14 protein-coding genes are annotated in these 18,166 nt (G+C 69.9%); 12 read left to right on the top strand and 2 right to left on the bottom strand.

Translation table 11 applies throughout. From position 1 onward, the window contains the following. Positions 1 to 7 precede the first annotated feature (7 nt). A complete protein-coding gene (locus Q9R19_RS06085; RefSeq protein WP_311255430.1) occupies positions 8 to 928 on the bottom strand; it encodes a DUF4349 domain-containing protein in 921 nt (306 codons plus the stop codon). Between the two features lie 107 nt (positions 929 to 1,035). On the opposite strand from Q9R19_RS06085, the gene Q9R19_RS06080 reads away from it, so the two are divergent. Together Q9R19_RS06080 and Q9R19_RS06075 are read left to right on the top strand one after the other, a co-directional pair. After that, positions 1,036 to 4,305, top strand: coding sequence for a DEAD/DEAH box helicase (locus Q9R19_RS06080; protein ID WP_311255429.1), 3,270 nt, complete (start codon positions 1,036 to 1,038; stop codon positions 4,303 to 4,305). A gap of 106 nt (positions 4,306 to 4,411) precedes the next feature. Then, positions 4,412 to 5,983: a Rieske 2Fe-2S domain-containing protein gene (locus Q9R19_RS06075; RefSeq protein ID WP_311255428.1), complete on the top strand. Its 1,572-nt coding sequence runs from the start codon at positions 4,412 to 4,414 to the stop codon at positions 5,981 to 5,983. Here Q9R19_RS06075 and Q9R19_RS06070 read toward each other — a convergent pair. Continuing rightward, positions 5,955 to 6,902 carry an NUDIX domain-containing protein gene (locus Q9R19_RS06070; RefSeq protein ID WP_311255427.1) on the bottom strand — a complete coding sequence of 316 codons (948 nt, stop codon included), beginning with the start codon at positions 6,900 to 6,902 and terminating at the stop codon, positions 5,955 to 5,957. The two genes, Q9R19_RS06075 and Q9R19_RS06070, sit on opposite strands and share 29 nt — an antisense overlap. Before the next feature lie 108 nt (positions 6,903 to 7,010). Between Q9R19_RS06070 and pyrR the strand changes: the two genes are divergently transcribed. The 10 genes from pyrR to metK all read left to right on the top strand — a co-directional run bounded on the left by pyrR (position 7,011) and on the right by metK (position 18,163). Next, entirely contained in the window at positions 7,011 to 7,541 is a 531-nt protein-coding gene (pyrR, locus tag Q9R19_RS06065; protein WP_311255426.1) for a bifunctional pyr operon transcriptional regulator/uracil phosphoribosyltransferase PyrR, read from the top strand. Further along, positions 7,538 to 8,503 carry an aspartate carbamoyltransferase catalytic subunit gene (locus Q9R19_RS06060; protein WP_311255425.1) on the top strand — a complete coding sequence of 322 codons (966 nt, stop codon included), beginning with the start codon at positions 7,538 to 7,540 and terminating at the stop codon, positions 8,501 to 8,503. The genes pyrR and Q9R19_RS06060 overlap by 4 nt, the downstream gene beginning before the upstream one ends. A 14-nt stretch (positions 8,504 to 8,517) precedes the next feature. Then, positions 8,518 to 9,798: a dihydroorotase gene (locus Q9R19_RS06055; RefSeq protein ID WP_396653465.1), complete on the top strand. Its 1,281-nt coding sequence runs from the start codon at positions 8,518 to 8,520 to the stop codon at positions 9,796 to 9,798. After that, positions 9,795 to 10,301, top strand: coding sequence for a hypothetical protein (locus Q9R19_RS06050; protein ID WP_311255423.1), 507 nt, complete (start codon positions 9,795 to 9,797; stop codon positions 10,299 to 10,301). Before Q9R19_RS06055 ends, Q9R19_RS06050 begins: the two co-directional genes overlap by 4 nt. Further along, positions 10,298 to 11,476: a glutamine-hydrolyzing carbamoyl-phosphate synthase small subunit gene (gene carA, locus Q9R19_RS06045; protein WP_311255422.1), complete on the top strand. Its 1,179-nt coding sequence runs from the start codon at positions 10,298 to 10,300 to the stop codon at positions 11,474 to 11,476. Before Q9R19_RS06050 ends, carA begins: the two co-directional genes overlap by 4 nt. After that, positions 11,476 to 14,763: a carbamoyl-phosphate synthase large subunit gene (gene carB / locus Q9R19_RS06040; RefSeq protein WP_311255421.1), complete on the top strand. Its 3,288-nt coding sequence runs from the start codon at positions 11,476 to 11,478 to the stop codon at positions 14,761 to 14,763. Before carA ends, carB begins: the two co-directional genes overlap by 1 nt. Continuing rightward, entirely contained in the window at positions 14,760 to 15,623 is an 864-nt protein-coding gene (gene pyrF / locus Q9R19_RS06035) for an orotidine-5'-phosphate decarboxylase (protein ID WP_311255420.1), read from the top strand. The genes carB and pyrF overlap by 4 nt, the downstream gene beginning before the upstream one ends. Then, complete coding sequence (gmk, locus tag Q9R19_RS06030) at positions 15,616 to 16,524, top strand: guanylate kinase (protein ID WP_311255419.1); 909 nt, start codon at positions 15,616 to 15,618, stop codon at positions 16,522 to 16,524. Before pyrF ends, gmk begins: the two co-directional genes overlap by 8 nt. 76 nt (positions 16,525 to 16,600) lie before the next feature. Further along, positions 16,601 to 16,855, top strand: coding sequence for a DNA-directed RNA polymerase subunit omega (rpoZ, locus tag Q9R19_RS06025; protein ID WP_311255418.1), 255 nt, complete (start codon positions 16,601 to 16,603; stop codon positions 16,853 to 16,855). Positions 16,856 to 16,966: 111 nt separating this feature from the next. Next, a complete protein-coding gene (metK, locus tag Q9R19_RS06020) occupies positions 16,967 to 18,163 on the top strand; it encodes a methionine adenosyltransferase (RefSeq protein ID WP_311255417.1) in 1,197 nt (398 codons plus the stop codon). Positions 18,164 to 18,166 lie beyond the last annotated feature (3 nt).

The following is an 18,166-nucleotide window of genomic DNA, read 5'->3' as shown; positions in this document are numbered from 1 at the left end:
ACCGCGCTCACTCGGGCTTCGACGCCGGCGGAGTGGCGGCAGGAGCCGCCGTCGCCGGAGGTGCCGCGGCAGGAGCCGCCGCCGGCGGCGGGCCGGGGTCTCCCGGCTGGCTCGTACGTCGTGCCCGGCGCACCAGCCACAGCACCACCACGACGATCAGACCGATCAGCGCCAGCCACGGCAGCATCAGCCCGAGCGCGATCATCGCGCCCGTCCAGAAGGCGACGAAGCCGCTCCACCCCGCGCCGATCGCCTCGGGCAGGCTGCGAGGGGCGCTGCTGACGGGAACGTACTCGGCCTCGAACACCGCGGTGATGGTCGCCATGGCTACCTGGTCCTTCAGGTCCCGCTGCTCCGCCTCCAGGCTCTCGAGCTGGCTCTGCCGATCGGAGATCTCCTTCTCCAGCTCGATCAGGTCGGACGTCTTCTCGGCGCGGCTCAGCCACTCGTTGTAGCGTGAGAGCGACGTGCTCAGTGACGAGATCCGGGCCTCCAGGTCGCGCTGGGCGGCGGCGACCGGTGTGCTCTGCAGGGATGATTCCCTCAGCTCACCCAGCTGCCGCACCGCATCGAGCGTGCGATCCAGGGAATCGGACGGGATGCGCAGCACGAGCTCCGCCCGCGCGGACTGCCCGTCGGATCGAGCCTGCTCGTCACGTCCGTCGACGCGGCCGCCGGCGTCGCCGACGATGCGGGCAGCGCTGTCGGCGGCGACCAGCGGCTCATCGGTCTGCACCGACATCCTGCCGGTGATCACGACCGCGGCATCCGGCGATTCCCCATCGGCGGTCTGCTCGACGGCCGCATCCGCGTTCTGCGCGACGGAGCCGCCCGAATGGGCGCCGCTTCCGGCCGAGCAACCCGTCAGCAGCGCGAGCAGAGTGGCGAGGGCGACAACCGCAGAAGACCGCTTCTTCGTGGAGCTCATGCCTTCAGGGTAGGCAGTGCACCGCGGGTCGGTGATCACGATCCGACAAGCTTTCGATAACGAACGGGCATCGTGCCGATGTCGGTGATGTGCGAGAGGATGCTGTGATGAGCATTCCCCGGCCCAGCGCCCAGCAGCTGCGTCGACTGGCCGGAGACGGGGCGTACCAGCGGGGCGTGGACTACGCCCGCGGGGGCCGCGTCGCGCACGCGTCGTGGGATGGAGAGGCGGAGCAGCTCAGCGCTGAGGTGTACGGCACCGGGATGATGGCCTATCGTTGCCGCATCCGCTTTCGCGGCGGGGCCATCCTGGCGACGGTGTGCTCCTGTCCGGTGCAGCGCGACTGCAAGCACGTCGTCGCGGCGCTGCTCGCGGCGCCGCCCCGGCTCGCCGAGCGTCAGGCCGTTGCGGCCGCGCGGCGCGACACCCAGCGGGCCGCGTGGCGGCGGCTCGCTCCGCAGAGCGCATCCGGTGCGCAGCTGGTCCCGCTCGCGCTCGGACTCGAGCTGCGCGTGCGACCGCCGCGCTCGCGAGACCGCTGGGGTGCGAGCCCCGCGCGCACGGCCACCCCTCGCGAGCTGACGAGGGATCACGGCGAGGTGCAGCTGTCGGCCCGGCCCCTGATGCGCAGCGAGACGACCGGCAAGTGGATCCAGGGCGACGTCACCTGGGACGGCATGCGACGACCCGGCAACCGCTTCGACGTCGCGCAGGCACGATGGTTCACGGACTTCCTCGCGATCGCCCGTGATTCCCTTCTCTCCGGCACCGCGTCGGAGTGGATCCCGCTCGACCGCGTGGAGTCGCCGCTGCTCTGGCAGCACCTGCGCTCGTCCTCCGGGCTGGGGATCGCCATGATCGCCGCCCAGAAGCACACCACCGTCCGGCTCGCCGGCCGGGCCGAAGGGGGGATCCGCATCGATCGTGACGATGAGGGCGGCCTGCGGGTCGATGCCGACATCACGATCGACGCAGAGCCCGTTCCGACCGCCCAGGTGCGGCCGATCGGGCGGACCGGCGTGTACCACTGGGAAGTGGTCGCCACCGGCATCCAGGTCGCACTCGCGCCCGTGCCGCTGAGCGCACCGGTGCACGCGGCGATCACCGCGGGCGACACGATCGAAGTGTCCGCCGCGGACCGTGGTGCCTTCCTCACCGAGGTGTACCCGGTGATCGCCCGGCAGAGCACGGTGACAGCGGCGCGTGGCCTCGCGCTTCCGGTACCGGTGCGTCCTGTTCCGCTGCTGCGTGTCGCCTTCCGGTCGGCAGACAGGGTGGAGCACCGGTTCGAGTGGGAGTATGCGGGCCATCCCGCAGTGCCGGTGGTCGCCGACGAGCCGGTGCCGGGTGATCACGCCTTCCGTGACGCGGATGCCGAGCGGCAGGAGCTGCGATCGCTGGAGCGCATCTGGGCATCCGCCACGCCCGAGCCCTTCCAGACGCGATCGGCGATGGCGGGCGTCACCGCTGCGGAATGGGCGACCACCGTGCTGCCCGCGTTCGAGGACAGCGAGGTGCGCGTCGTGGTGACGGGTCGTCGCAAGCAGTACCGTGAACTCACCGGCACGCCCGAGATCACCGTCTCCACCGTCGAGTCCACCGACCCGGACTGGTTCGACCTGGGGGTCATCGTCAAGATCGACGGCGTCTCGATCCCCTTCACGCCGCTGTTCACCGCGCTCAGCATGCGACGCACCAAGCTCATGCTCGTCGACGGCAGTTACTTCTCGCTCGCCCATCCTGCGCTCCAGGCGCTTCGCGAGCTCATCGACGAGGCGGCCGACCTGGCCGAATGGGAGACGGGTCCGCGCATCAGCCGGCACCAGACGGCGCTGTGGGCGGATTTCGAGGACCTCGCCGATCAATCCGAGCCCGCCGTGTCGTGGCGGGCGCTGGCCGAGGGGCTGCGGGATGTGCAGCAGGTGCCGCCCGCGCCGGTGCCGGAAGGTCTGAACGCGCAGCTGCGCCCGTATCAGAAGCAGGGCTTCGACTGGCTGGCGTTCCTGTGGAGTCATGGGCTGGGCGGCGTGCTGGCCGATGACATGGGCCTCGGCAAGACGCTGCAGCTGCTGGCACTGGTCGTGCACGCCCGCGAGCAGGGCGAGCAGCGGCCGTTCCTGGTCATCGCCCCGACATCGGTGCTGGGCACGTGGCGCAGCGAGGCGGCGCGATTCGCTCCCGGACTGCGGCTGCGCATCGTCGAGGGCAGCGCGTCGCGCCGGCGGGAGCGGATCCCGGATGCCGTGCAGCACGCCGACGTGATCGTGACCTCGTACACGCTGCTGCGGCTGGACGACGCCGAGTACGCCGACGTCGAGTGGGCCGGGGCGATCCTGGACGAGGCGCAGTTCGCGAAGAATCCCGCCACGAAGGCGCACAAGGCGATCGCGGCGCTGCGCGCCCGCGTGAAGATCGCCGTGACCGGCACACCGCTCGAGAACAGCCTCACCGACCTGTGGGCGCTCTTCTCACTCACCGCGCCCGGGCTGTTCCCCTCGGCACGCAGGTTCCGCGAGGAGTACGTGCAGCCCATCGAGAAGGGCAAGGTGCCCGAGAACGAAGAGGGCGGCGACTACCGGCAGCGCCGGCTCGAGCGTCTGCGACGACGCATCCGTCCGCTCATGCTGCGACGCACCAAGGAGGTCGTCGCCGCCGACCTGCCCGAGAAGCAGGTGCAGGAGGTGTTCGTCGACCTCGCGCCGGCGCACCGCGCCCGCTACGACGCCGTGCTGCAGCGCGAAAGACAGAAGCTCCTCGGACTGCTGGCAGACCTGGACCGCAACCGGTTCATCGTGTTCCGATCCCTCACCATGCTGCGCATGCTGTCGCTCGCACCCGGCCTGATAGATCCGGCCGACGCCGCGATCGGCTCCAGCAAGCTGGACGTGCTCATCGAGCATGTGCAGGAGCTGCGCGCCGAGGGTCACCGGGCGCTGGTGTTCAGCCAGTTCACCAGCTTCCTCGATCTCGCCGAGGAGCGGCTGACCGCAGCGGGGATCGCGCACGTGCACCTGGACGGCTCCACACGCAATCGCACCGAGGTCATCGACGGCTTCAAGGACGGCGAGCAGCCGGTGTTCCTCATCAGCCTGAAGGCCGGCGGGTTCGGACTGACCCTCACCGAGGCCGACTACGTGTTCCTGCTCGATCCGTGGTGGAACCCCGCCGCCGAGGCGCAGGCCATCGACCGCACGCACCGCATCGGACAGACCCGCCGCGTGTTCGTCTACCGCCTGATCGCATCCGGCACGATCGAGGAGAAGGTGCTGGCGCTGCAGCAGCGCAAGGCACGACTGTTCACCGCGGTCATGGACGACGACGAGCTGTTCTCCAAGGTGCTCACCGCCGACGACATCCGCGGGCTGCTGGAGGCCTGACCGCGATCGGCCGGACGCACCGCGCCCGCCGTGTCGGACCGGTCGGTCACCGCCGCCGCACAGGACCCGCCGGTAGAATCGGGGCTGTCCAAGCAGGAGGAGAGACATGCGGATCACGGGACTCGGCCACGCCGGGATGTTCATCGAGACGGTCGGCGGGAACATCATCTGCGACCCTGTGCTCGGCCCATCCTTCTTCGGCTCGTGGTTCCCGTTCCCCGACAACCGCGGGCTGGACTGGGAGCGCTACGGGCGTGAGGCCGACTTCCTGTACATCTCGCACCGGCACCGTGACCACTTCGATCCGCGGCTGCTCGAGAAGCACATCCGCAAGGACATCGAGGTGCTGCTGCCCGAGTACGTCACCGACGACCTCGAGAACGACATCCGGGCTCTCGGATACGAGAACATCTTCTACGCGCCGGCGGGCGAGATCTTCGAGCGCGGCGGCACGAAGCTCATGATCACGCCGTTGCGCGCCCCCAGCGACGGACCGATTGGCGACTCCTCGCTGAGCGTCGATGACGGCACGGCATCCATCCTCAACCAGAACGACTCGCACCCCCTCGACCTGGAGGCATTGCTGAGCTTCGGCAAGCCCGAGGCGTACTTCACGCAGGTCTCCGGCGCCATCTGGTGGCCGATGGTCTACGACCTGCCGCAGGACGCCAAGCAGAACTTCGCGCGCCTCAAGCGCGAGGCGCAGAACAAGCGTGCGATGTACTACATCGAGAAGGTGGATGCCCCGCACGTGTTCCCGATGGCCGGACCGCCGATGTTCCTGCGCGACGACATCTTCCGCTACAACGGCACCGGTCAGGACGACGACTCGATCTTCACCGATCAGAAGGAGTTCCTCGCCCACCTGAAGGAGCAGGCGCCGCAGTACGACGGGCAGCTGTTCATCCCCGGCACGGTGGTGGAGATGGACGGCGGCGAGCTGACCGTCTCGCAGTCGTTGTACTCGGATGCCGAGATCAACCACATCTTCGATGAGAAGTGGGCGTACCTCGAGGAGCAGCGCGCGTCGCGCCAGCAGGAGCTGCGCGACGAGGAGGCGCGTCGCGCCGAGATCATGCCTCCGGCGGAGATGCTCGCCGCGATCAAGGAGTGGTGGGAGCCGCTGATCAAGAAGTCGCGCACGATCCGGCTCGGCGTCGGCGGGTGCGTGCGCTTCCGCATCGGCGAGCTGGACATGGTGGTGGACTTCCCCAAGGCCAAGGTGCGCGAGTACGCGGGGGAGGAGTGCATCTACTGGTACACGATCCCGGCCGACCTGGTCTCCACCAACATCGTCGATCACGAGATCGACTGGTCGAACTCGATCTTCCTGTCCATGCAGTTCTCCGTGGGCCGCAGCGGCAAGTTCAACGAGTTCCTGACCACCTTCCTGAAGTGCCTGTCGGTGGACCGCATCGAGTACGTGGAGAACTGGTACCAGGAGCAGACCGATCAGACCGAGGACGCCGAGATCGGCGACTGGGTCGTGCAGCGCCGCTGCCCGCACCTGCGGGCAGACCTCACCCGCACCGGCAGGATCGACGAGGACGGCATCCTCACCTGCTCGATGCACGACTGGAAGTGGGACCTGAAGACGGGCAGGTGCCTGACCACCACCGGCCACCCGATCCGCGTCTCGCAGTGCCCCCTCACCGACGAGGCGCTGCGCGCCGGCTGAGCAGGTGCTGCTTCAGCTCAGCGGGGAGCACGTCCAGTCCCGCCACACGATCGCGGGTGACGAACTCGACGTCGTAGTTGCCGCGAGCCGGGTCCCCGAGCTCCGGCCCGTCGAGCAGTTGCAGATCCATGCTGATCAGTCGCGCCCGGTAGAAGGCTTCAGAGCGGATGCCGTCGATCTGACGTTCGAAGAGCACGGGTCCGACCGATGCCTCCGCGCCCAGCTCCTCGCGCAGCTCCCGTCGCAGTGCATCCTCCGCCGTCGCATCCGCAAGCTCGACTCCGCCGCCGGGCGCGGTCCAGTACGGCCGGTGCCCCGGGCGGGTGCGCTTGATCAACACGCAGCGGCCGTCGGCATCCGTCAGCACGGCGCGCACGCGCAGGAGCGGAGCCTCGAGCTCGATGACGTGCGGGAACGTCAGCGACTCCCAGAACACGACGGCGGCGCCGCCGGGCTCGATCAGCCCCTGCCCGACCAACCAGGCCGTCAGCACCATGCCGTGCGTGCCGACGACGAGGTGGTCGGCGGGATGGGCGAGCAACCCGTCGTGGAAGCGCTGCGCTGCGGCATCCGGCGTCTCCCACTGGCTGTGGCGGCTGTCGAGGCGACCGGAGATCCACGCGGCGCGCGCAGCGCGGAAATCGTCGTGCACTCGCTCAACGCGGTCGACCTCACGGAACCGGGCGTCCACGCCGACTGCACCGTGTCCGGTCATGAGCGTGGTCGTCACCAGCGCCTTGCGCTCCGGGCTCGAGACGACGATCGCGCGCTCGACGGTGAGCGGATGCTCGGCTGCTGCGGCGACCCCTGCGGCGCTGAGCTCCCAGGCATCGGGAGAGACAGCGGCATCCACACGCGGCATCGCGTGTCGGATGAAGGTGATGCGCCGAGGCGGCACACGGTTCGTCGGCGGGTTCACGCTCCGAGGCTACCGACCTCGCGCGTCATGGGTCCCCGGTCGCCGCGCTAGACTGAAGCCATCACCACCTTTAACACCGTCCTGTGAGGCGGAGAAGGGAAGTGGCCATTGTCTGCACGCACCGTGCTGCACGAAGCCGATATCGCGCGCGCTCTGACGCGCATCGCCCATGAGATCCTCGAATCCAACCGGGGCGCGGAGGGCATCGTCCTCCTCGGCATCCCGACCAGGGGAGTGACGCTGGCCGATCGGCTGGGACCGATCATCGCCGACATCGCGCAGGCCGAGATCCCCGTGGGGTCGCTCGACATCACGATGTTCCGAGACGACCTCGCGCAGCATCCCACCCGTGCCCCCAAGCGCACGCAGATCCCCGAGGGCGGCATCGACGGCAAGACCATCGTGCTCGTCGACGACGTGCTGTTCTCCGGGCGCAGCATCCGGGCAGCCCTCGACGCGATCCAGTCCGTCGGGCGCCCCGCCGCCGTGCGCCTGGCGATCCTGGTCGATCGCGGCCATCGCGAGCTGCCGATCCGGCCCGACTTCGTCGGCAAGAACATCCCGTCCTCACGGACCGAGCGCGTGAACGTGCGCCTGAAGGAGCTCGACGGCGCCGAAGAGGTGACGATCGAATCATGAGGCACCTGCTCGACACCCGTACGCTCAGCCGGGAGGACGCGCTGCGCATCCTCGACGTCGCCGAGGACATGGCCGACACCCAGTCCCGGCAGGTGAAGAAGCTGCCCACGCTGCTCGGCAAGACCGTCGTCAACCTCTTCTTCGAGGATTCGACCCGCACGCGCATCTCGTTCGAGGCCGCAGCCAAGCGGCTCTCCGCCGACGTGATCAACTTCTCCGCGAAGGGCTCCAGCGTCTCCAAGGGCGAGAGCCTGAAGGACACCGCTCAGACCCTGCAGGCGATGGGAGCGGATGCCGTGGTCGTCCGCCACTCGGCATCCGGAGCCCCCCGCACCCTCGCGACCAGCGGGTGGATCTCCGCCGGCGTCGTCAACGCCGGCGACGGCACGCACGAGCACCCCACCCAAGCGCTGCTGGACGCCTTCACCATCCGCAAGCGCCGCTACGGCGCCGACAGCCGCGGGCGCGACCTGAGCGGCCTGCGTGTGGTCATCGTCGGCGACGTGCTGCACTCCCGGGTCGCCCGCTCGAACGTGTGGCTGCTGGCCGCCCTGGGCGCGGAGGTCACGCTGGTCACTCCGCCCACTCTGGTGCCGCAGAACGTCACGCAGTGGCCGGCGCGCGTGCTGTACGACCTCGACCAGGCCCTCGCCGAGGGACCGGATGCCGTCATGATGCTGCGCATCCAGACCGAGCGCATGCACGCCGCGTTCTTCCCCAGTGAGCGGGAGTACTCCCGGCTGTGGGGGCTGGACGCACTGCGCGCGGCGAAGCTGCCCGACGGTAGCATTGTGATGCACCCCGGTCCGATGAACCGCGGCCTGGAGATCTCATCCGAAGCCGCCGACTCCGCACGATCCACCGTGCTGGAGCAGGTCACCAACGGCGTCTCGGTGCGCATGGCAGCGCTCTACCTGCTTCTTGCGGGGGAGCGGAACGACGAGCGAGGGGAAGTGAAGTGAGCCAGACCCTCGTCATCTCAGGAGTCCAGCTGCTCGGGCGCGACAGCGCCGACATCGTGATCGAGAACGGCGTCATCGCCGAGGTCGGGTCAGGACTGAGCCGGTTGGGTGCGCGCGTGATCGACGCCGCAGGTCTCGTGGCGCTGCCCGGCCTGGTCGACCTGCACACGCACCTGCGCGAACCCGGGTTCGAGGCGTCCGAGACCGTGCTCACCGGCACTCGCGCGGCAGCGGCCGGCGGATTCACCGCGGTGTTCGCGATGCCGAACACGCAGCCCGTCGCCGACACCGCCGGCGTGGTGGAGCAGGAGCTCGCTCTCGGTGAAGCAGCCCGCTACGCCACGGTGCAGCCCATCGGTGCGGTCACCGTCGGGCAGAAGGGCGAGCGCCTGGCCGAGCTCGGTGCCATGGCCGCCTCCCGGGCCAGGGTGCGCGTCTTCAGCGACGACGGATTCTGCGTCTGGGACCCGCTGATCATGCGCCGCGCGCTGGAGTACGTGAAGGCCTTCGACGGTGTCATCGCGCAGCACGCGCAGGATCCCCGCCTCACCGAGGGCGCCCAGATGAACGAGGGCGCGGTGTCGGCCGAGCTGGGCCTGACCGGCTGGCCCGCGGTGGCAGAGGAGTCGATCATCGCCCGCGACGTGCTGCTGGCCGAGCATGTCGGCTCCCGGCTGCACGTGTGCCACCTGTCCACCGCGGGGTCGGTGGAGCTGATCCGCTGGGCCAAGAAGCGCGGCATCCGGGTGACCGCCGAGGTCACCCCGCACCACCTGCTGCTGACCGACGAGCTGGTGCGCGACTACGACGCCCGCTACAAGGTCAACCCGCCGCTGCGCCGCGAGGAGGACGTGCTCGCGGTCCGCGAGGGTCTCGCCGACGGCACGATCGACATCGTCGCGACCGACCATGCCCCGCACCCGGCCGAGAACAAGGCCTGCGAGTGGCAGGCCGCGGCCAACGGCATGGTCGGCCTGGAGAGCGCGCTGCGGGTGGTGCACCAGTCGATGGTCTCCACCGGCATGCTGGACTGGGCCGACGTCGCACGGGTCATGAGCACCACCCCGGCGCAGATCGGACGTCTCGACGGGTTCGGCTCGCTGACCTCGGGCGCGCCTGCGCACATCACGCTGTACGACCCGTCGGCCGAGGGCGTGTTCACCGAGTCCGATCTGCACGGTCGCAGCCGCAACTCGCCGTACCTGGGCAGGGAGCTGCCGGGACGCGTGCAGTGGACCATCCACGGCGGCACCGTCACGGTCGCCGACGGCGACCTGCAGGAGCTGTCAGCATGAGTCGTGAACTGGCGATTCTGGTCACGGTCGCCGTCGCGGTCCTGATCCTCGTCGCGATGGCGATCGGATGGCGACGACGCGTTCGCCGGGACTCCGCCCTGACCGCGCCCATCGGAGTCCCGGAGCACGCGGAGGTCGTCGCTCGTCACGAAGTGCTTTACGTCGCGACGACCGCACACGACCAGCCGCTCGAGCGCATCGCGATGACACCGCTGGCGTACCGGGCCCGCGGCGAGCTCGCACTCACCGACAGGGGAGCGGCGCTCAGCCTCGACGGTGCGCCCACCGTGTTCATCGCAACCGAACGGCTGCTCGCAGCCGACCTCGCCACCGTCGCCATCGACCGTGTCGTGGAGCCGAACGGACTGATCCGCCTCGTGTGGCGGGTCACCGACGGCACCATCGTAGATTCGTACCTGCGCCCCGCATCCGCCGGGTCGCAGCAGATCCTCCCCGAGCTGCAGCGCCTCGTCGCCGGCTCGGAGAACGGAGAACAGCCGTGACCAGTCCCACCCCCGGGGCGCAGTCCCCGCTCACGTCGGCCGTGCTCGTCCTCGAGGACGGCACCCGCTATGCCGGCCGCGCCTACGGCGCCCTCGGCACCACCCTGGGCGAGGTCGTCTTCGCCACCGGCATGTCCGGCTATCAGGAGACCCTCACCGACCCCTCCTACGCCGGTCAGATCGTGCTGCAGACCGCACCGCACATCGGCAACACCGGCATGAACCGCGAAGACGATGAGTCCTCGAAGATCTGGGTCGCCGGATACATCGTCCGCGACCCCGCACGCCGCGCCTCGAACTGGCGCGCCGAGGAGTCCCTCGACGACGCCCTGGTGCGCGACGGCATCGTCGGCATCAGCGGCGTCGACACCAGGGCGATCACCCGACGCATCCGCGACAGGGGTGCCATGCGCGGCGGCATCTTCTCCGGATCGGATGCCGGGCTGGATGCCGATGAACAGCTGCGGCGCGTCACGGCGGCGCCGGAGATGGCCGGGCAGAACCTGTCGGCCGAGGTCTCGGTCGCCCAGGCCCGGGTGATCCCCGCGACCACCGATCGCATCGGCAACCTCGCGGTGCTCGACCTCGGCGTGAAGCAGTCCACGCTCGACAACCTCGCCCGGCTCGGCTTCGACGTGCACGTGCTGCCGCAGTCGTCGAGCTTCGCCGACATCCGGGCTGTCGACCCGGTGGGAGTGTTCTACTCCAACGGACCCGGGGACCCGTCCGCCTCCGCCACGCAGGTCGCGGTGCTCCGCGAGGTCCTCGACGCCAGGCTGCCCTACTTCGGCATCTGCTTCGGCAACCAGCTGTTCGGGCGGGCTCTCGGGCTCGGCACCTACAAGCTGGCCTTCGGCCACCGCGGCATCAACCAGCCCGTGCTCGACCGCGCCACCGGCCGCGTGGAGATCACCGCGCACAACCACGGCTTCGCCGTCGAGGCGCCGCTGGAGGGCACGTTCCCCAGCCCGAACGGCTACGGCCTGGTGGAAGTCAGCCACATCGGCCTGAACGATCAGGTCGTCGAGGGGCTGCGCGCCCACGACATCCCGGCGTTCTCGGTGCAGTACCACCCCGAGGCGGCCGCAGGGCCGCACGACGCCCACTACCTCTTCGACCGTTTCCGCGACGTGGTGCTCGCGAACCTCGCTCAGGCCCAGGAAGGCGGCAAGTAATGCCGAAGCGCGACGACATCACCTCCGTTCTGGTCATCGGCTCCGGTCCGATCGTCATCGGCCAGGCCTGCGAGTTCGACTATTCGGGCACCCAGGCGTGCCGGGTGCTGCGCGAGGAGGGCGTCCGCGTCATCCTGGTGAACTCCAACCCCGCCACGATCATGACCGACCCGGACTTCGCCGACGCGACCTACATCGAGCCGATCACCCCCGAGGTGATCGAGACGATCATCGCCAAGGAGAAGCCGGATGCCATCCTGCCGACCCTCGGCGGGCAGACCGCGCTGAACGCCGCCATGGCCCTGCACGAGCGCGGCATCCTGGAGAAGTACGACGTCGAGCTGATCGGCGCGAAGGTCGACGCCATCCGCAAGGGTGAGGACCGCCAGATCTTCAAGGAGCTCGTCATCGAGGCGGGCGCCGACGTCGCCGCCTCGCGGATCTGCCACACCATGGACGAGATCCTCGCGGGCGCCGAGGAGCTCGGCTACCCGCTGGTGGTGCGCCCGTCCTTCACGATGGGCGGACTGGGCTCGGGCTTCGCCTACGACGAGCAGGACCTGCGCCGCATCGCCGGCGCCGGCCTGCACGACTCGCCCACGCACGAGGTGCTGCTGGAGGAGTCCATCCTGGGCTGGAAGGAGTACGAGCTCGAGCTCATGCGCGACACGGCCGACAACACGGTCGTGGTGTGCTCGATCGAGAACGTCGACCCGGTGGGCGTGCACACCGGCGACTCGATCACGGTCGCCCCGGCGCTCACGCTCACCGACCGCGAGTACCAGAAGATGCGCGACATCTCGATCGACATCATCCGCGCCGTGGGCGTGGACACCGGCGGCTGCAACATCCAGTTCGCCGTCGATCCGAGCAACGGGCGCATCATCGTGATCGAGATGAACCCGCGCGTCTCGCGCTCCTCCGCGCTGGCGTCGAAGGCGACCGGGTTCCCGATCGCCAAGCTCGCCGCCAAGCTCGCCCTCGGCTACCGGCTCGACGAGATCCCGAACGACATCACCGGTGTGACGCCCGCCAGCTTCGAGCCGACGCTCGACTACGTGGTCGTCAAGGTGCCGCGCTTCGCCTTCGAGAAGTTCCCGGCGGCGGATGCCACGCTGACGACCACCATGAAGTCGGTCGGCGAGGCGATGGCGATCGGCCGCAACTACACAACGGCCCTGCAGAAGGCGCTGCGCTCGCTCGAGCAGCGCGGCTCGTCCTTCCACTGGGGCGCCGAGGAGCGCTCCGTCGAGGAGCTGCTCGAGATCGCGAAGACCCCGACCGACGGCCGCATCGTGGTGCTGCAGCAGGCGCTGCGCAAGGGCGCCACGATCGAGCAGGCGTTCGAGGCGACGGCGATGGACCCGTGGTTCCTCGACCAGATCGTGCTGATCAACGAGGTGGCGCAGGCCGTCGCGGACGCCGCGGAGCTCGACGCCGCGACGCTGCGCCAGGCCAAGGAGCACGGCTTCTCGGACGCCCAGATCGGGCAGCTGCGCGGCATCGACGAGGCGGAGGTGCGCGGCATCCGCCACGCCTTCGACCTGCGACCCGTCTACAAGACCGTCGACACTTGCGCGGGGGAGTTCCCCGCGCTGACCCCGTACCACTACTCCAGCTACGACTTCGAGACCGAGGTGGCGCCGTCCGAGCGCACCAAGGTGGTCATCATCGGGTCCGGGCCGAACCGCATCGGGCAGGGCGTGGAGTTCGACTACTCCTGCGTGCACGCGTCGTTCGCGCTGTCGGATGCCGGGTACGAGACGATCATGGTCAACTGCAACCCCGAGACCGTCTCGACGGACTACGACACCTCGGACCGGCTGTACTTCGAGCCGCTCACGCTCGAGGACGTGCTGGAGGTGCTCGACGCCGAGGCTCGCAGCGGGACGATCCTCGGCGTGGTCTGCCAGCTGGGCGGTCAGACGCCGCTGGGTCTGGCGAAGGGCATCGAGGCGGCCGGATACACGGTGCTGGGGACCAGCCCCGCGGCGATCGACCTCGCCGAGGAGCGCGAGCTGTTCTCGCGGCTGCTCGACGACGCGGGCCTGGTGGCACCGCGCAACGGGACCGCGATCGACGTCGAGGGTGCGGTGCGCATCGCCGAGGAGATCGGCTACCCGGTGCTGGTGCGGCCCAGCTTCGTGCTCGGCGGCCGCGGCATGGAGATCGTCTACGACACCTCGTCGCTGCGCGACTACTTCGTGCGCACGGCGGGCAACGTGATCATCGAGGAGGGCAAGCCGCTGCTGGTGGACCGCTTCCTCGACGACGCGATCGAGCTCGATGTCGACGCCCTGTTCGACGGCACCGACCTGTACATCGGCGGCATCATGGAGCACCTCGAGGAGGCCGGCATCCACTCCGGCGACTCCAGCTGCTCGCTTCCGCCGATGTCGCTGGGACGCTCGCAGATCGCGCGGGTGCGCGAGGCCACCCGCGCGATCGCGCAGGGCGTGGGCGTGCGTGGCCTGCTGAACGTGCAGTTCGCGATCAGCGCCGGAGTGCTGTACGTGATCGAGGCCAACCCGCGCGCCAGCCGCACGGTGCCCTTCGTGTCGAAGGCGCTCGGCTTCCCGCTCGCGAAGGCAGCCAGCCGCATCATGGCCGGTGCCACGGTGGGCGAGCTCATCGCCGAGGGCATGCTGCCCGAGCAGGACGGGTCGAGTGTGCCGCTGGGCGCGCCGATCGCCGTCAAGGAGGCCGTGCTGCCGTTCAAGAGGTTCCGCACCCACGACGGCAAGGTCGTGGACTCGGTGCTCGGACCGGAGATGCGCTCGACCGGCGAGGTGATGGGCATCGCAGCCGACTTCCCGACGGCGTTCGCCAAGAGCCAGGCGGCCGCGTACGGTGGGATGCCCACCTCCGGCACCGTGTTCATCTCGGTCGCCGACTCCGACAAGCGCGAAGTGATCCTGCCCGCCCACCGGCTGTCGCAGCTCGGATTCTCGCTGCTGGCCACGGAGGGCACCGCTGAGATCCTCGCGCGCAACGGCATCGATGTCGCCCTGGCCGCCAAGTACAGCGAGACGCAGAACAGCGGCGAGCGCAACATCGTCGACCTGATCAACGACGGCGAGATCGACATCGTCGTGAACACGCCCAGCGGCGGAGCGGCGCGCGCCGACGGCTACGAGATCCGGGCGGCCGCGGTCGCGGCGGACAAGGCGCTGTTCACCACGATGGCGGTGCTGGGCGCGGCGGTCAGCGGAATGGATGCCGCGAACGAGGGCTTCTCGGTGCGCAGCCTGCAGGAGTACGACCTCGATCGTCAGGGGGCGCGATGACCGCAGCGTTCGGTGCGCGCCTGCGCGCGGCGCTGGATGCCCACGGACCGCTGTGCGTGGGCATCGACCCGCACGCCGCGCTGCTGGACCGCTGGGGCCTGCCGCAGGACGCGCACGGGCTGCGTGCCTTCGGGCTGGCGGTGGTGAAGGCCGCCGCCGGCCGCGTGGGCGTGGTCAAGCCGCAGGTCGCGTTCTTCGAGCGCTTCGGCTCCGCGGGCTTCGCCGCGCTGGAGGACGTGATGGCCGCGGCCCGCGACGCGGGACTGATCGTGCTCGCGGATGCGAAGCGCGGCGACATCGGCTCGACGATGGCCGGTTACGCGTCGGCGTGGCTCGAGCCCGGTTCACCGCTGGAGGCCGATGCCGTCACCGTGAGTCCGTATCTCGGCCCGGAGTCGCTGCGCGAGACCATCACCGCCGCGGTGCGTGCCGGCAAGGGCGTGTTCGTGCTCGCCGCGACCAGCAACCCCGAGGCGGCAGCGCTGCAGACCGCGCGCACGGTGGACGTCGCCGCGACCGACGATCAGTCGGTCGCCCAGCGCGTGGTGCGCGATGTCACCTGGGCGAACGGGTCCCCGGCCTTCGCGGACGGCCTCGGCCCGGTCGGCGTGGTGATCGGCGCGACCGTGGATCTCGCGGAGGCGGGGCTGAGCGCGCAGCAGCTGGCGGCGACCCCGGTGCTCGCCCCCGGCTTCGGCGCGCAGGGGGCGGAGCCGGCCGATCTGATCGCGCGATTCGGCCCGGTCGCCTCGCAGGTGCTCGCGAGCGAGAGCCGCAGCATCCTGAGCGCCGGTCCCGGCGCCATCGCGGCGACGATCACCGATCGCGCCGCTCGATATCAGGAGGTCATCCGTGGCTGAAGGTCGTGTCGTGCCCGAGGTCGATCGCGCGGCCGCGTCCCGGCGCGCGCTGCAGCGCCGTCGCGCCCGCGCAGCGCTGAAGCGGGATCTGGCGACCAGGGTGACCGCGCCGCAGGAGATCCTGCGGCGCGCCCTGGAGGATGCCGATTCGGATGCCGCCACGCTGCGCATCACGGACTTCCTGATGGCGCTGCCCGCCATCGGCGCCAGCAAGCGCGACCGCATCCTCGAAGAGCTGCGCATCTCGCCGGTCAAGCGCCTCGGAGGTCTCGGCGTGCGCCAGCTCGCCGCACTGTCCGAGTGGCTGGACCGCCGCTTCCCGCCGCACACCGCGCGCCCGGGTCGCAGCAGGCTGCTGGTGCTGGCGGGGCCCACCGCCGTCGGCAAGGGCACGGTGGCCGCGCAGATCCGTGCGCAGCATCCCGAGATCCATCTCTCGGTGTCGGCGACCACGCGCGCGCCGCGCCCCGGCGAGGTCGACGGGGTGCACTACTTCTTCGTGGACGACGCCGAGTTCGACCGCCTGATCGCAGACGGTGAGCTGCTCGAGCACGCCACCGTGCACAACAGGCACCGCTACGGCACCCCGCGCGGTCCTGTCGACGCCGCTCTGGCCGCAGGCAGGACGGTGCTGCTGGAGATCGATCTGCAGGGTGCCCGCCAGGTGCGGGCCGCCGAGCCGTCGGCATCCCTGGTCTTCCTGCTGCCACCGTCCTGGGACGAACTGGTGAAACGGCTCGTCGGCCGCGGCACCGAGGATGCCGAGGAGCGCGCCCGCCGGCTGCGCACAGCGCGCATCGAGCTGGCCGCCCAGCAGGAGTTCGATTACGTCGTCGTGAACGCCGACGTCGCCACCGCGGCGCGCGAGGTCGTAGAATTGTCCACGAGCGCTGCGCGCTGAACGCCTGCGCGCGCCCGACATCTACTTCGCGACACGTCATCATCCGATGAAGCGTCGCCTGACCAGGAGGTCCACCATGGCCGCAAGCAACCAGGGCATCATCGACCCGCCGATCGACAACCTGCTCGAGCGGGTCGAGTCGAAGTACGAGCTCGTGATCTACGCGTCCAAGCGCGCGCGTCAGATCAACGACTACTACTCCGACCTGCACGAGGGCAACCTGTTCGACAACGTCGGACCGCTGGTCGACTCCTCCGTCGAGGACAAGCCGCTGACGATCGCCCTGCACGAGATCAACGAGGACAAGCTCCGCATCCGCCACGCCGAGTGACACTCCTTCCCCTGTGAGCCGCCGACGTCCGCACGCGGATGTCGGCGGCTTCCTGCACACTGGCACCGGGCCGAGCGCGGCCCTGCACGACCGACCCGCTTTGGAGCACACATGAGCGCGCTGCGCCTGTTCACGTCCGAATCCGTCACCGAGGGGCACCCGGACAAGATCTGCGACCAGATCTCCGACAGCGTGCTGGATGGGCTGCTGGCGGTCGACAGCGGCTCTCGCGTCGCAGTCGAGACGCTGGTGACCACCGGCCTCGTCCACGTGGCGGGCGAGATCCGCACGGATGGATACGTCGACATCCCCACGATCGTGCGGGACGTCGTCAACGGCATCGGATACACCTCCAGCGAGACCGGCTTCGACGGCTCGTCGTGCGGGGTGACCGTGTCGGTCGGGGAGCAGTCGTCGGACATCGCGAACGGCGTCGACAACGCGCAGGAGCGCCGTGACGGCGGTTCGACCGATCCTCGGGATGAACTCGGCGCGGGCGACCAGGGCATCATGTTCGGCTTCGCCACGAACGAGACGCCGCAGCTGATGCCGATGGCGGCGTGGACCGCGCACCGCATCGCGGAGCGTCTCACCGAGGTGCGCCGCTCCGGCGAGCTCGCCTTCCTGCGGCCTGACGGCAAGACGCAGGTCACCCTGGGGTATGACGGCTTCACGCCCAAGACCGTGGACGCCGTGGTGCTCTCCACCCAGCACCACCCCGACATCGCACAGGACGAGCTGAAGGCGCTCGTGCGGCAGAAGGTCATCGACCCGGTGCTCGCGCAGACCGGGCTGGACCTCGCCGCCGACCTGAAGTACTACATCAACCCCGCGGGGCCGTTCGTCACGGGCGGGCCGAAGGGCGACGCGGGCCTCACCGGCCGCAAGATCATCATCGACACCTACGGCGGTGCTGCAAGGCACGGCGGTGGCGCCTTCAGCGGCAAGGACCCGTCCAAGGTCGACCGCTCGGCGGCGTACGCGATGCGCTGGGTCGCCAAGAACGTCGTCGCCGCCGGGCTGGCGGAGCGCGCGGAGGTGCAGGTCGCGTACGCGATCGGCGTCGCCCGCCCGGTCGGCCTGTACGTCGAGACCTTCGGCACCGGTGCGGTCTCCGACGACGTGATCACCCGCGCCATCGACCAGGTGTTCGATCTGCGCCCGCAGGCGATCATCGAGGAGCTCGACCTGCTGCGGCCGATCTACGCGCAGACGGCGGCATACGGTCACTTCGGCCGCGAGCTGCCCGACTTCACCTGGGAGCAGACCACCCGCGCCGACCAGCTGCGCCGCGCCGCCGGCGTCTGAGCC

Source organism: Microbacterium sp. ARD32, from assembly GCF_031844385.1.
GTDB lineage: Bacteria > Actinomycetota > Actinomycetes > Actinomycetales > Microbacteriaceae > Microbacterium.
Note: the sequence above shows the minus strand (reverse complement) of the source record. Positions and strands in the feature narration are given on the sequence as shown.